This window comes from Kitasatospora sp. NPDC051702 (assembly GCF_040681575.1).
Lineage (GTDB): Bacteria > Actinomycetota > Actinomycetes > Streptomycetales > Streptomycetaceae > Kitasatospora.
Genome location: NZ_JBFAZB010000049.1, coordinates 39,383 through 51,604 on the forward strand (window position 1 = coordinate 39,383; position 12,222 = coordinate 51,604).

The window sequence follows — 12,222 nt, forward strand, 5'->3', positions numbered from 1 at the left end:
TCTCAGAGCCAGCCGGCCTGGGCGGCGCGGACGCCGGCCTGGAAGCGGCTGCGGGCGTCGAGGCGCTCCATGAGGTCGTTGGCGATGCGCCGCGCGGTGCGCGGGGACACACCGAGGCGCTTGGCGATGGCCTCGTCGGTGTGGCCGTCGGAGAGCAGGGTGAGGGCGGTGTGCTCCTGCGGGGTGAGGCCGTGCTCGTCGGGGGCGGCGGCGTCGCCCAGGGGCTGCGCGCCGGCCCAGACGGTCTCGAAGAGGGCGCACAGCGCCGTGAGCATGCCCTCGCCGCTGAGGACGACGGCGCCGGCGGCGGTGTCGTCGCTCTGGACGGGGATGACGGCCGTGGAGCGGTCGACGACGATCATGCGGGTGGGGAGCGCCGGGACGGTGCGGACCTGGCCGCCGTGGGTGGCGAGCCAGTTGACGTAGTCGACGGTGTGCGGGCTGTTGCGCACGCTGTCGAGGTAGACGGTGCGCATCCGGATGCCGCGGGACAGCAGGTCCTGGTTGAGCGGCTTGGCGGCCTCGATGTTCTCGGGCTTCTGGGCGCCGTCGGGGGAGAAGGTCATCACCTCGTGGCGCATCTCGCGGGTGAGGGCGGAGAGGCGGTCCCGGATCCGGTCGAGGCCGACGAGGTGCTCGACGTCGGGGTGGGCCTTGGTGGGCCGCAGGTCGGCGTACTCGGCGATGAGCTGGGCGGCCGCGGCGCGGGAGGCCTCGATGCGCAGCTGCTGGGCCGCCAGCTCGGCCTGCTGGCGGGCCATCAGGATCTCCATGCCGACGTCCGGGGAGACGGCCCGCAGCTCGCCGGGGCGTTCGGCGGAGGGGCGCAGCAGGGCGAGCTCGCTGAGCAGGTCGAGGGCGTTCCTGACCTGCTCCTCGGTGAGTGAGAGCCGGGTGCACAGACCCTCCACCCCGTCGTTCGGATGGGCGAGCATGGCCCGGTAGACCGCCTCCGAGGCGGTGTCCAGCCCCAGCGTCGTCAGCATGTCCAAACCCCCGTGATGGACTCGTGTTCGAAGCGTAGACGATCATTCCACAGCAGGTCGGAGGGGTGCCACACCGCCCGGTGGACGGTTTCGGCCAAGGACGGGAGCGTCCATGTTCGGCCCCTGTGCATCGTTTGCCGGGTTCGGCACGCTCGTCGTATGTATCTCGTTCATGCCGTACTGCGGCCCGTGTCCCCGGGGCTGGCGCTGCCCTCCGACGCCCGTGAGCTGCTGCGCGGAGAGGTGTGGCCGGAGGACCGGATCGAGCACCTCGTCGTCCACCCGCACCCGGGCGCGGATCCGGTGCTGGGCGTCTACCTGCTGGCCGACCGGCTGGAGGACGCCGAGGCGCGGACCGACCGCTTCTGCCACCGGGCGCTGACCGCGCTCCCGCAGTTCGCGGGCTGGCGTGCGGCGCGCGGCGCCGCGCCGCTGCTGGCGCCCTTCTACGAGCGGCTGCTGGGGCTCTGAGACGGGCCCTGGCCGGAACGGTCCAGGGACGTTTCCGGCCAGCCGGATTCCCTTCCACTGCCGCTGAGCTGCGACGAAGCTAGTGATCGCCGCCAGGGAGCACCGCTCCGGACGGCGCCGGAGGATCCGTCACCGCGGGACGCGACCACCGGACCCACCCAGCCGTCGCACCCGTAGAAGAGGACACCGTCATGCTCCGCACCGTCATCGCCAAGGCCGCCGCGGTCGCCACCCTCGCCCTCGCCCTGGCCGGTCTGGCCCCCGCCGTCGCCGGCAGCGCCACCACCGCCAGTGCCGCCACCAGCACCACCGCCGGCGTCTCCGGCGCCCCCGTCGTCGCCTACGACATGATCTGGGGCTGATCGAGCCCCGCCCTGCGCAGCGCCGTCCGGGCCGTTCCGCCCGCCCGCTCCGCGTAGTGCCACCCTGCCCACCCCGCCCGCGCCGCCCGGCCCGGGCCGTTCCACCCCGGCCCCACGGGCCGCCGCACCCCGCCGCACCGGCTGCTCCTGCAGGGCAGCCGCCCGGCCGCGGCCCGCACGCCCTCCCCCCTCCGGCGGTTCGACGCCGCCGTCCGCTCCCGCCCGGTCCCGCCCGGTCGCGGGGGAGCACCACCGAAGAACTCTGACCCGATCATGACCATCAAAGGATCCGTCGTGTCCCGTCGCGCCCTCTCCCGCTCCCTCGCCATCGGCCTCGCCGCCGTCTCCGCCTCCGCGGTGTTCTCCGTCATGCCCGCCCAGGCCGACACCGTGGTCGCCTCCTGGCGGACCCCGACCTCGACCGGCACGCTCGGCAACGGCGCCGCCCCCGGCGGCACGGTGACCCGCAGCCAGGCCGTGGCCCGGGCCCAGGACTGGGTGAACAAGGCCGTCCCGTACAGCCCCAACGGCCTGGTCAGCCCGTACGGCTGGTGGGCCGACGCCGAGACCGGCGGTCGCTACCGGCAGGACTGCTCCGGCCTGGTCTCGATGGCCTGGCAGCTGACGGACAGCCTGAACACCAACTCGCTGGTCAACGTCTCCACCCGGATCGGCCTCGACGACCTCCAGCCGGGCGACGCCCTCAACAACATCGACACCCACACCGCGCTCTTCGTCGGCTGGACCGACGGCTCGCACAACGCGGCCAACATCATCGAGGAGTGGAGCCGCTCCGGCCCGACCCGCGCCCGGGTGATGAACCGCAGCGAGATCAACAGCCGGCACTTCTACGCCTACCGCTACAACCGGATCGCGGACGACTCCGCGCCCACGGTCAGCAAGACCAAGGGCCAGTTCTTCCACGGGACCCGCAACGCGGACGGCACCTGGACCGGCCTCGGCGCGCTCAACGGTGTCGCCACGGCCCCGCAGTTCAACGGCACCGAGGAGGCCATCGCGGCCGCGCCCGACGGCTCCTCGCAGGTGGTCGGCATCGGCCTGGACGGCAACGTCTACCACACCGTCCGTTACACCAGCGGCAGTTGGCAGCCCTGGGGTGCCCTGACCGACTTCAACGGCAAGCAGATGGCCGCCAGCCAGGTGTCGATCGCGGTCGGCCCGGACGGCTCGGCCCAGGTGCTCGCCGTCGGCGCCGACACCGTGCTCTACCACGCGATCCGCAGCGCGAACGGCTCCTGGAGCGCCTTCCAGCCGCTCGTCCTCAAGGACGGCTCCCCGATGAAGGCGGGCCGGGTGTCGATCGCGGTCGGCCCGGACGGCTCCTCGCAGACCCTGGCGATCGGCGGCGACGGCGTCGTCTACCACACCGTCCGCGCCGCCGACGGCTCCTGGACCCCGTTCCAGCCGGTGCTCGGCACCGACGGCGGCCCGGTCCACGCGTCCGACGTCTCCATCGCCGCCAACCGCGACGGCTCGGCCCAGCTCCTCGTCATCCCCGGCGACGGCAACGTCTACCACGAGATCCGCCGCTCCGACGGCAGCTGGACCGGCTTCGCCCCGATCGACGGCGTCGGCACCCCCACCATGGCGGCCAGCCAGGCCTCGATCACCATCACCCCGGACGGCACCGCCCAGGTCCTGGCCATCGGCAACGACGGCAACGTCTACCACCGGAGCCGCAACTCGGACGGCAGCTGGACCGGCTTCGCCCCGATCGCCGGCGCCTACGGCGCGAGCACCTTCAACGCCCAGCGCGTCGGCATCGCCGGCATGCCGGACGGCTCCGCCCAGATCCTGGTCACCGGCGGCCGCTGACCTCCACCGGCCCCGCCCGCCCCGTCGGCGGGCCCACCGGCACCGCCCCGCGAGCCCCGCCCGACCAGGGCGGGGCTCGCCGTCGTCACTCCGGGTCGTCACCCCCCGTGACGCCGGCCGCGCCGGGGCCGCCCGCCCGTCCCCTGGGCGATCCGGCTCTCCACGTTGCTGCGGACCGCCTTCGACAGCGTCCCGGCGGCCGCCGCGAGGAAGACGAAGTTGTAGGCGATCTGCATCGTCACGATGAGCCGCGCCGTCTGCCCCGCCGGGGTGATGTCGCCGTAGCCGACCGTCGCCATGGTGACGACCGTGAAGTACAGCGCGTCCAGCCGGGTCTCCAGCCCCGCGAACTCCGACTTGTGACTCCCCATCACGTAGTACGTCGCGGCGAAGATGGTCAGCGCCATGCAGATCAGGAAGATCAGCCAGACCACCGGCCGCTTGGCCGTCCCGCGCATCACGCCGGCCATCTTGGCCAGCAGCAGCCAGGTCATCCCGGCCACCGCCGCCGCGAAGAAGGTCCAGCTCACCACCGGTCGGCGGTTGCCGAACCACTCCAGCGGCAGGGTGAAGTACCCGACCATCAGCAGCGTGAACGCGAGGAGCAGATAGGACCAGGCCCGCAGGTCGACGGGCGCGGGAGGCGGCAGCGGGTTCTCGGACATCCCGCCCAGCCTGTTCCGCCGGGGCCTCCGGCGCCCGCCGGGCTGCTCCGTCCGGGTCGGGCCGTCGGGCCGGGCGCCGTGCGGGTCACCGTACGACGAAGCCCCCGGCGCCGTCGTCGGACGGTACCGGGGGCTCCGGGGGCGAGTGCGGGACTCAGGCGGTCGTCTCGGGCCGCTTCGTCTCGGTGGCCTTGGTCACGTTGGTCGGCGTGACGGCGGGCTGGGGGGCGGCCGTGCTCTGCGCGGTGCCGGCGGCCTGTGCGGCGTCCGCCGGGGCGTCCTCGTCGCGCAGAGCCTTGGTCTCCGCCTTCAGGATGCGCATGGACTTGCCCAGGCCACGGGCCATCTCCGGCAGCTTCTTCGATCCGAACAGCAGGACCACGACCGCCAGCACCACCAGGAGGTGCCAGGGCTCAAGACCGTTCCGCAGCATCCCTGGCCACCGGTCCCTTCTTGTCTAGAGTCACGAGGTGGGCTGTTGCCCGTGCTGGCCAGTATGCCTGGCACTGACGGCGAACGGATACACCGGCCGGGAAACGCTGGCCGAAAACCAGGTGCCGTTCGAGCGGAACGCAAGCGTCGTGTGCGTCGCCGACGCGGCCGCGGGGTCAGCCGGAGTAGCCGATGATCAGCCCGCACAGCACCGCCGCGACCACCGCGACCCCGGTGGACAGCACCAGCAGCACCCGGGTCCGCGGCAACGGCGCGCCCGCCCGCATCGCCGCCTCCACCTTCGTCCACCGCTGGTAGGCCGTCAGCCCCAGCACCGCGCCGCCGAGCGCGCAGACCACGGCCAGGGTGACCCGCAGCGGCTCCGGGGCGATGTCGGGGGTGAGCTGGTCCACCGCGATGCCGCCCGCGAGCAGGCCCAGCGAGGTGCGGATCCAGGCCAGGAAGGTCCGCTCGTTGGCGAGCGAGAAGCGGTAGTCGAGCGGTTCCCGCTCCTCGTCGGCCTCCCCGGGCTCCGGCATCACGGCCTCCTCGCGCTCCTCGCGCCCACTGCGCCAGAGCCTAGACCGCCCCGCCCCGGCCCGCCTTCCGCGGTCCGGCGGCCCGGGGCGGCGGTCGGGGCGGCGGTCGGGAACCGTCGGGAGGCGTACCGCGGCTGCCGGGAACGGCGGAGAGCCCCCGCCCGGGTAGGCGGGGGCTCTCGATGACTCGCGTGGACCGGGCCGGCCGGGTGGGCCGGTCAGGCGGTGACCGTTTCGGCCCCGGCCTTCGGGGCGGGGGCGGCGGCGGGGAGGTGGCCCATCAGGCGGCGGGCCAGCACCGCGGCGCCGAGGGCGAAGACCAGGCCGACGACGGCGGCGACGTGCAGGCCGTCGGTGAAGGCGGTCCGGGCGGTCTCCAGCAGGTCGGAGCCGAGCCGGTCGGGGAGGTGGGCGGCGGTGGTCACCGCGCCGCCGAGGGTGTCCCGGGCGGCCCGGCCGGCCTCGCCGTCGAGCCCGGCCGGGAGGGCGCCGTCCAGCTGGTGGCGGTAGACCGCGGCGCCGGCCGCGCCGAGCAGGGCGATGCCGAGCGAGCTGCCCAGTTCGACGGCGGTCTCGGAGGTGGCGGATGCGGCGCCGGCCCGCTCGACGGGTGCGGCGGAGACGACCATCTCGGCGGTCATGGTCATGGTGCCGACGGTGCCGGCGGCGAGCACGCCCGCCGCCACGAGGATGACCGCCAGCGGGGAGTGGGCGCCGACCGCGGTCATCATCGCGAAGCCCGCGGCGGCGACGAGGAAGCCGCCGCCCATCAGGACCGCCGGGCGGACCCGGCCGGCCAGCGCCGAGGTGATCCCGACGGCCGCACCGACGCCGAGGCTGGGCGCCAGCGACCAGAGCGAGGCGGTGAGCGGGCTCATCCCCTTGACCAGCTGCAGGTACTGCGAGGTGAAGAGGGAGAAGCCCATCATCGCGAACATCGCGATGGTGTTGACGGTGATCGCGCCGGTGAAGGTGCGGATCCGGAACAGGCCGAGGTCGAGCAGCGGGTGGGCGGCGGTGCGCTGGCGCCGGACGAACGCGGCGCCGAGCAGCAGACCGGCCGGGATAGCGAGGGCGGGCAGCGGGTGCCAGCCGTCGACGGCGAGGGTCTTGACCCCGTAGACGAGCGGGAGGATCGCGGCGATCGAGAGGGCGGCGCCGGGCAGGTCGAAGCGGCCGGCGGGGGTGGCGGCGCGGTGCTCGGGGAGCACGGCGGGGGCGGCGAGCAGGACCAGGGCCATCACCGGGACGGCGGGCAGGAACGCGGAGCCCCACCAGTAGTGGTCGAGCAGCAGGCCGCCGGCGACGGGGCCGAGGGTGGCGCCGGCGGTGAGGACGCCGCCCCAGGCGCCGAGGGCGGCCTGCCGCTGCCGCGGGTCGTGGAACATCGTGCGGATCAGCGCGAGCGTCGAGGGCATCACGGTGGCCCCGGCGACGCCGAGCAGGGCGCGGGCGGCGATCAGCCCGCCGGCGGTGTCGGCCCGGGCGGCCAGCAGTGAGGCACCGATGAACCCGGCCGCGCCGACCATCAGCAGCCGGCGCCGGCCGATGCGGTCGCCCAGCGCGCCCATGGTGATGAGCAGGCCGGCGAGCAGGAACGAGTAGATGTCCATGATCCACAGCTGCTGGGTGCCGCTGGGGGCCAGCTCGGTGGAGATGTACGGGACGGCGAAGAAGAGGACGCCCATGTCCATGGCGAGGACGAGCGTCGGGAGCAGGAGGACGGCCAGGCCGATCCATTCGCGGCGGCCTGCGCGGCCGGTGGTTGCGGTCATGGGGATGACAGTACGGATGTGTCAGACGCTTGTCTAGTACAGATGTGTAAATCGATCGTCCAAGACATTCGTGCAAGACATTCGTCCAGACCTTCCGTAGGATTCGGGGCATGGGAAACCGCGAAGACCTGATGGCCGGCGCCAAGCGCTGCCTGTACGAGAAGGGCTACGGACGCACCACGGCCCGCGACATCGCGACCGCCTCGGGCGTCAGCCTCGCCGCGATCGGCTACCACTTCGGCTCCAAGGACGCCCTGCTCAACGCGGCGATGATCGAGGCGATCGGGGACATGGGGGCGGCCCTGGGGGCCGTCGTGGACGCCGCCAACCAGGTCTCGGCCGACCCGGAGGAGCGCTTCGCCGCCGTCTGGGACGGCCTGCGCGGCGTCTTCGCCACGCACCGCGGACTCTGGGCGGCCCAGTTCGAGGCGCTCGCCCAGACCGGGCACGCCCCCGAACTGGCGGAGGCGTTCGCGGGCGCGCAGAAGGAGGGCCGGCTCGGCCTGGCCGCGCTGTTCCAGGGGCTGCCCGAGGTCCCGGACACCGAGGAGGAACTCGTCCGCGGCGCCTTCTACCAGACCCTGCTGGCCGGGTACGCCGCGCAGTGGCTGGCCTCCCCGGACCAGGTGCCGAGCGGGCGGGAGTTCCTGCGCGGGCTGCGCCTGGTCAGCGGCGGGGTGCTCGGCCCGGCCGCCGCCTGAGGGCGGGCGCCCTCACGGTGCGGTGACGGCGGTCACTCTCACGGTGCGGTGACGGCGGGCCTCATACGGTGACGACGGTCAGCAGCACCACCGAGTCGACGTGGGCCAGCAGCCCGTGCCGCTCCTGGGGCACCGGTTCCAGCCGCCCCGTCGGCAGTTCCAGGTGCCGGCCGGCGATGGTCAGCGAGACCCGGCCGCGCAGCACCTGCACGCTGCCGGCGGTGGGCGGGGTGTGCTCGTCCAGCGAGGTGCCGGCGGTCAGGGCGATCACGGTCTGCCGCAGGAGGCCGTCGTGCAGCACCAGGTGGGCGCTGCGCCCGTGCGGGCTCTCGGCCGCGCGGGCGGCGTGCTCCACGGCGAGCTGTTCGAGATCGGGCATCGGGCGTCCTCCCGGCCCCGCCGGCCGGGGTCCTGCGCCCAGGGTCGCGGACGCGTCCGCTCCGCGCACCCGGAGCCGGCGGTCCGCCCCCCGGTCCGCCCGGGCCGTCCACTCCGCCGGCCCGCCCGCCGCGGGCCCGGCGGAGCCTGTCCGGGGCCCGTCCGGGGCCGTCGACGCCCGCCCGGAGTCGTTCGACGTGCGACTCCCGCCGAGTGCCCGCATCGTGGAGGCATGGCGACCAACCAGAATCTTTTCAGCGGCTTCCAGGTCAACCGCCCGATGCTGGCCGGCGGTGCGGTGCTCAGCGGCGTCGGCGCCGTGATCGGCATGGCCGGCGCGGTGATGGTGTGCGCGGCACTGGCCACGGCCGGCCGCAACTGGATGCGCGGGCTCGACACCCCGCCGTCCGCGATGGCCCACCGGGCACTGCACGAGGCGAAGGTGGCGTCCAACGCCGGCTGGGAGGCCTGGCGCACCGAGCACAGCTCGCCCAACTGACCGCGGCCCCGCCGTCCGGGCGCACCCGACCGGCCGGCCCGCGCCGCCACCGCGCGGCGCGGCGGGCCGCCATGGGGGTGCGGCCCGCCGCGGCCGTGAACCGGACCGCGGGCCGGGCGACGCCCGCGGTCCGAGCAGCGCCTACAGCCCGAGCGACTTGGCGATGATGCTGCGCATGACCTCGCTGGTGCCGCCGTAGATCCGGAAGACCCGGTTGTCGGTGTAGAGCCGGGCGATCGGGTACTCCAGGATGTAGCCGTAACCGCCGTGCAGCTGAAGGCACTTGTCGATTACGACGGACGCCGACTCGGTGCAGAACAGCTTGGCGGCGGCCGCATCGGCCACGCTCAGCTCGCCGTTCTGGTACAGCTCCAGCGCGCGGTCGACCATCGACTGCTGCGCCACCACCTGGGCCTCGCAGTCGGCGAGGGTGAACTTGGTGTTCTGGAACTCCGCGACGGCCTTGCCGAACACCTTGCGGTCCTTGACGTACTGCACCGCGAACCGCACCGCGGCGGCGGCGGACGCGTACGCGCCGACCGCGATCGCCAGCCGCTCCTGCACCAGGTTGTGGGTCAGGTAGGCGAAGGCCATGCCCTCCTCGCCGAGCAGGTCCTCCACCGGCACCTTGACGTCGCTGAACGCCAGTTCGGCGGTGTCCGAGGTGCGCAGGCCGATCTTCTGCAGCTTGCGGCCCACGCTGTACCCCGCGGAGGCGGTGTCCACGCAGAGGATGGAGAGCCCGGCCCGGCGGTTCTCCGGGTCGTACGGCGCGGTGCGGCAGACCACCAGGACGAGGTCGGCCAGCACGCCGCCGGTGATGAAGGTCTTGGCGCCGTTCAGGACGTAGTGGGTGCCGTCCTCGGAGAGCCGGGCGGTGGTGGTGATGCCCGCGAGGTCGGAGCCGGCGCCCGGCTCGGTCATCGCGATCGCCGTCATGATGTCGCCGGAGACGAAGCCGGGCAGCCAGCGCCGCTTCTGCTCCTCGTTCGCGTACTCCAGCAGGTACGGCAGGACGAGCCCGGTGTGCACGCCCGAGGAGCCGAAGCTCACGCCGGCTCTGGCGGTCTCCTCGGCGATCACGGCCTGGTACTTGAAGCCGCTCTCGCCGGCGCCGCCGTACTCCTCCGGCACCTCGATGCCGTAGACGCCGAGCTCGCCGAGCTGGCGGTAGAAGTCGCGCGGCGGGTGCCCCTCGGCCTCCCAGCTCTCGTAGACCGGGACGACCTCGTTGGCGATGAAGTCCCGGATGGTCTCCCGGAAGGCCTCGTGGTCCTCGCTGAACACGGTGCGGCGCACGGTGGCGCTCCCTTCGGTGGCGACCGGCCGGTGGGGCCGGCGGAGGCTGAACGTGCCAGGTGATGGCCCCACAAGTTAATCCCGGGTAGCTTCGACTGTCCAGGGTCGACGAGGCCGGAAACGAGCGGTGGTCGCGGGCTCGCGGTGCCGTCAAGTGAATCCTTGCTAGCCTGATCCCAAGAGTCCGGGAGTCCGGGAGTCGGCGGGTCCGGGGGGCCGGCGGCGCCGCGGTCCGGCGGCCGGAGCGGACGGGGGAGGGAGGCGGCCATGGTGGTCCGGAGGCCGCCCGGTCGGCGCGCCCAGATCCTCGCGGTGGCGGCCGACCGCTTCCACCGCAGCGGCTACCACCAGGTCTCCATGAGCGAGGTCGCGGCCGGGGTCGGCATCACCGCGCCGGCCCTCTACCGGCACTTCCGCGGCAAGCCCGAACTGCTCGACCGCGCCGTCCGGTTGGGCCTGGACGCGCTGGCCGACGGGCTTCGCGCGGCCCGCACCGGCGGCGAGCTCGGTGCCGCGCTGGCCGCCGTCGCGGTCGGGCACCGCCCGCTCGGAACCCTGGTGCAGCGCGACGCCCGGCTGCTGCCACCCGCCCGGCGGGCCGAGCTGCGCCGCGAGCTGCGCGCCGACGTCCGGCTGATGGCCGCCGTGCTGGGCGCGGAGCGCCCTGAACTGTCCGCTCCGGACGTCGAGTTGATCTGCTGGTCGGCGCTCTCGGCGGCTGCCGGGCTCTCCTACCAGACGGTCGCGCCGCAGCCCCGCCGAGCCGAGGCGGTGCTGCGCGACCTGGTCGCCGCCGTCCTCGCGGTCGGCCCGGGTACCGCGGAGGCCGGCTCCGCCGCCCGGGGCGCCCGGGTCACCGAAGCCGTCCCGGCCTCCCGGGCCGTCGCTGCCGCCGACCCGCTGCCCGGCCCCCGGCCGCCGGCCCGCCGGGAGGAACTGCTCGCCGCGGCCGTGCGGCTCTTCCACCAGCGCGGCTTCGACAACGTCAGCACCGACCAGCTCGGCGCCGCCGTGGGCATCTCCGGCCCCAGCGTGTACCGGCACTTCGACAGCAAGGCCCAGCTGCTCGCCGCCTCGCTGGTGCGCAGCCGTGAGCGGCTCTGGCAGCAGGTGGACGGCGCGATCACGGCCGCCGACGGCCCGCGGGCCGCACTCGAGGCCGGCCTGGGCGCCTACGTCGGCTTCGCGCTGCGCAACGGGGACTACCTGGGCGCGATGCTCAGCGAGACGGAGCGGCTGGCCCCGCCCGACCGGCGGGCCGCGGTGGACTTCCGGCGCGACTTCCTGCGGACCTGGGTCGGCCTGCTGCGCGAGGTCCGGCCCGGCTACGACGCGGTCGAGGCCCGGATCCGGGTCCACGCCCTGTTCGCGCTGGTCAACGACGGGGTCCGGAACCGTCCGCACAGTGCCCGGCCGGACCTCGGCGAGTGCCTGCTGCGCCTGGGCCGGGCCGTCCTGGGCTCGTCCTGAACGGCCGCGGCCGGGCGCCCGCCCCCGCCCGGCGGGAGCGGGCGCCCGGCCCGGTGGGGCGCCCGGTGGCAGACCCCGGGAGCGGCGCCTGGGCCCTGTCGGGCCCGCCTCAGTACAGGACGTGCGGGTAGTAGACCCGGGCGTCGACGTTGCCGTTGCCCTGCAGGGCTCCGATGTTGCCGCCGTTGCCGGTCACGGCCAGCCCGTTGTTCTGGTTGGCGGCGCCCGAACCGGTCGCGGTCTGCTGGGTGTTGACCACGTTGCCGGTCACGTTGCCGATGATGTTGCCGGAGCCGGTGTTGTTCACGACGCTGCTGTTGGAGTGGTCGACGGCGCCGGCGCCGTTGTCGGCGTGGGCGGCGGTGGCGCCGATGCCCACGAGGAGGAACGCGCCGAGGGCGGTGACGGCGGCGGCTGCGCGAATACGGGACACGCTGGTCTCCCTGAGCTGGGGTGCGAAATGTGGCGCGATCCGGAGTGGCCGCTCCGTGGCGCCGTTGCCTGACGTCGCACGTTCAGCATTCACCAGCGGCGTGGACGAACTCCACCGTACGGGTGGCAATTCCCCCGATGGTGTCATGGCGTTGTCGTATCCGGGTTCCGCCGGACGGCCCGACGGGCGCCGTCCGGCCGGCCGAATCCGTTGTGGGAAGGGCCAGTTGAGGGCCAGGCCGGGATTCTTCGGCAACCCTCCGCTGTCAACCAAGAGTTGACCGGGTGCTCCCGAAGGTCCGGCGGGGCGGGACGGGGGCGGGGTGCCCCGCCCCGCCCGGTCGGGGAACCATTTCGGAGGCCGACGAGTCTTGGTG

14 protein-coding genes are annotated in these 12,222 nt (G+C 74.1%); 6 read left to right on the forward strand and 8 right to left on the reverse strand.

What is annotated here, in order from left to right; translation table 11 throughout:
* Window positions 1-2 precede the first annotated feature (2 nt).
* A complete protein-coding gene (locus AB0N04_RS31290; RefSeq protein ID WP_360211189.1) occupies window positions 3-986 on the reverse strand; it encodes a LuxR C-terminal-related transcriptional regulator in 984 nt (327 codons plus the stop codon).
* Window positions 987-1,145: 159 nt separating this feature from the next.
* Here AB0N04_RS31290 and AB0N04_RS31295 point away from each other — a divergent pair, with 159 nt between their 5' ends.
* The 3 genes from AB0N04_RS31295 to AB0N04_RS31305 all read left to right on the forward strand — a co-directional run bounded on the left by AB0N04_RS31295 (window position 1,146) and on the right by AB0N04_RS31305 (window position 3,655).
* Window positions 1,146-1,457, forward strand: a complete 312-nt coding sequence (locus AB0N04_RS31295; protein WP_360211191.1) for a hypothetical protein — start codon at window positions 1,146-1,148, stop codon at window positions 1,455-1,457.
* Between the two features lie 191 nt (window positions 1,458-1,648).
* Window positions 1,649-1,819 (forward strand): hypothetical protein, encoded by a 171-nt coding sequence (locus tag AB0N04_RS31300; RefSeq protein ID WP_360211193.1) that lies wholly within the window; start codon window positions 1,649-1,651, stop codon window positions 1,817-1,819.
* A 294-nt stretch (window positions 1,820-2,113) separates the two neighbouring features.
* Window positions 2,114-3,655 carry a hypothetical protein gene (locus tag AB0N04_RS31305; RefSeq protein ID WP_360211195.1) on the forward strand — a complete coding sequence of 514 codons (1,542 nt, stop codon included), beginning with the start codon at window positions 2,114-2,116 and terminating at the stop codon, window positions 3,653-3,655.
* A 98-nt stretch (window positions 3,656-3,753) separates the two neighbouring features.
* On the opposite strand, the gene AB0N04_RS31310 is transcribed toward AB0N04_RS31305, so the two are convergent.
* The 4 genes from AB0N04_RS31310 to AB0N04_RS31325 all read right to left on the reverse strand — a co-directional run bounded on the left by AB0N04_RS31310 (window position 3,754) and on the right by AB0N04_RS31325 (window position 7,066).
* Complete coding sequence (locus AB0N04_RS31310) at window positions 3,754-4,320, reverse strand: potassium channel family protein (protein ID WP_360211197.1); 567 nt, start codon at window positions 4,318-4,320, stop codon at window positions 3,754-3,756.
* 154 nt (window positions 4,321-4,474) lie between these two features.
* Window positions 4,475-4,753, reverse strand: a complete 279-nt coding sequence (gene tatA, locus AB0N04_RS31315; RefSeq protein ID WP_360211199.1) for a Sec-independent protein translocase subunit TatA — start codon at window positions 4,751-4,753, stop codon at window positions 4,475-4,477.
* 175 nt (window positions 4,754-4,928) lie between these two features.
* Entirely contained in the window at window positions 4,929-5,291 is a 363-nt protein-coding gene (locus AB0N04_RS31320) for a DUF202 domain-containing protein (protein ID WP_360211201.1), read from the reverse strand.
* A 218-nt stretch (window positions 5,292-5,509) separates the two neighbouring features.
* A complete protein-coding gene (locus tag AB0N04_RS31325; protein ID WP_360211203.1) occupies window positions 5,510-7,066 on the reverse strand; it encodes an MFS transporter in 1,557 nt (518 codons plus the stop codon).
* A 110-nt stretch (window positions 7,067-7,176) separates the two neighbouring features.
* Here AB0N04_RS31325 and AB0N04_RS31330 point away from each other — a divergent pair, with 110 nt between their 5' ends.
* Window positions 7,177-7,767 carry a TetR/AcrR family transcriptional regulator gene (locus AB0N04_RS31330; protein ID WP_360211205.1) on the forward strand — a complete coding sequence of 197 codons (591 nt, stop codon included), beginning with the start codon at window positions 7,177-7,179 and terminating at the stop codon, window positions 7,765-7,767.
* 61 nt (window positions 7,768-7,828) lie between these two features.
* On the opposite strand, the gene AB0N04_RS31335 is transcribed toward AB0N04_RS31330, so the two are convergent.
* On the reverse strand, window positions 7,829-8,146 hold the full coding sequence (locus AB0N04_RS31335) for a cupin (RefSeq protein WP_360211207.1): 318 nt from the start codon (window positions 8,144-8,146) through the stop codon (window positions 7,829-7,831).
* A gap of 231 nt (window positions 8,147-8,377) precedes the next feature.
* On the opposite strand from AB0N04_RS31335, the gene AB0N04_RS31340 reads away from it, so the two are divergent.
* Entirely contained in the window at window positions 8,378-8,644 is a 267-nt protein-coding gene (locus AB0N04_RS31340; protein WP_360211209.1) for a hypothetical protein, read from the forward strand.
* Window positions 8,645-8,785: 141 nt separating this feature from the next.
* Here AB0N04_RS31340 and AB0N04_RS31345 read toward each other — a convergent pair whose 3' ends face one another.
* A complete protein-coding gene (locus AB0N04_RS31345) occupies window positions 8,786-9,943 on the reverse strand; it encodes an acyl-CoA dehydrogenase family protein (RefSeq protein WP_360211211.1) in 1,158 nt (385 codons plus the stop codon).
* A gap of 267 nt (window positions 9,944-10,210) precedes the next feature.
* On the opposite strand from AB0N04_RS31345, the gene AB0N04_RS31350 reads away from it, so the two are divergent.
* Window positions 10,211-11,413: a TetR family transcriptional regulator gene (locus AB0N04_RS31350; RefSeq protein ID WP_360211213.1), complete on the forward strand. Its 1,203-nt coding sequence runs from the start codon at window positions 10,211-10,213 to the stop codon at window positions 11,411-11,413.
* A gap of 109 nt (window positions 11,414-11,522) precedes the next feature.
* Here the strand turns inward: AB0N04_RS31350 and AB0N04_RS31355 are convergent, their stop codons facing one another.
* Window positions 11,523-11,846: a hypothetical protein gene (locus tag AB0N04_RS31355; protein WP_360211215.1), complete on the reverse strand. Its 324-nt coding sequence runs from the start codon at window positions 11,844-11,846 to the stop codon at window positions 11,523-11,525.
* Window positions 11,847-12,222: the final 376 nt, after the last annotated feature.

What these genes read in the sequence shown, in the direction of transcription:
- AB0N04_RS31290 (WP_360211189.1), bottom strand. Translation starts at nt 986, where the DNA reads ATGCTGACGACGCTGGGGCTGGACACCGCCTCGGAGGCGGTCTACCGG.
- AB0N04_RS31295 (WP_360211191.1), top strand. Translation starts at nt 1,146, where the DNA reads ATGTATCTCGTTCATGCCGTACTGCGGCCCGTGTCCCCGGGGCTGGCG.
- AB0N04_RS31300 (WP_360211193.1), top strand. Translation starts at nt 1,649, where the DNA reads ATGCTCCGCACCGTCATCGCCAAGGCCGCCGCGGTCGCCACCCTCGCC.
- AB0N04_RS31310 (WP_360211197.1), bottom strand. Translation starts at nt 4,320, where the DNA reads ATGTCCGAGAACCCGCTGCCGCCTCCCGCGCCCGTCGACCTGCGGGCC.
- tatA (WP_360211199.1), bottom strand. Translation starts at nt 4,753, where the DNA reads ATGCTGCGGAACGGTCTTGAGCCCTGGCACCTCCTGGTGGTGCTGGCG.
- AB0N04_RS31320 (WP_360211201.1), bottom strand. Translation starts at nt 5,291, where the DNA reads ATGCCGGAGCCCGGGGAGGCCGACGAGGAGCGGGAACCGCTCGACTAC.
- AB0N04_RS31325 (WP_360211203.1), bottom strand. Translation starts at nt 7,066, where the DNA reads ATGACCGCAACCACCGGCCGCGCAGGCCGCCGCGAATGGATCGGCCTG.
- AB0N04_RS31330 (WP_360211205.1), top strand. Translation starts at nt 7,177, where the DNA reads ATGGGAAACCGCGAAGACCTGATGGCCGGCGCCAAGCGCTGCCTGTAC.
- AB0N04_RS31335 (WP_360211207.1), bottom strand. Translation starts at nt 8,146, where the DNA reads ATGCCCGATCTCGAACAGCTCGCCGTGGAGCACGCCGCCCGCGCGGCC.
- AB0N04_RS31340 (WP_360211209.1), top strand. Translation starts at nt 8,378, where the DNA reads ATGGCGACCAACCAGAATCTTTTCAGCGGCTTCCAGGTCAACCGCCCG.
- AB0N04_RS31350 (WP_360211213.1), top strand. Translation starts at nt 10,211, where the DNA reads ATGGTGGTCCGGAGGCCGCCCGGTCGGCGCGCCCAGATCCTCGCGGTG.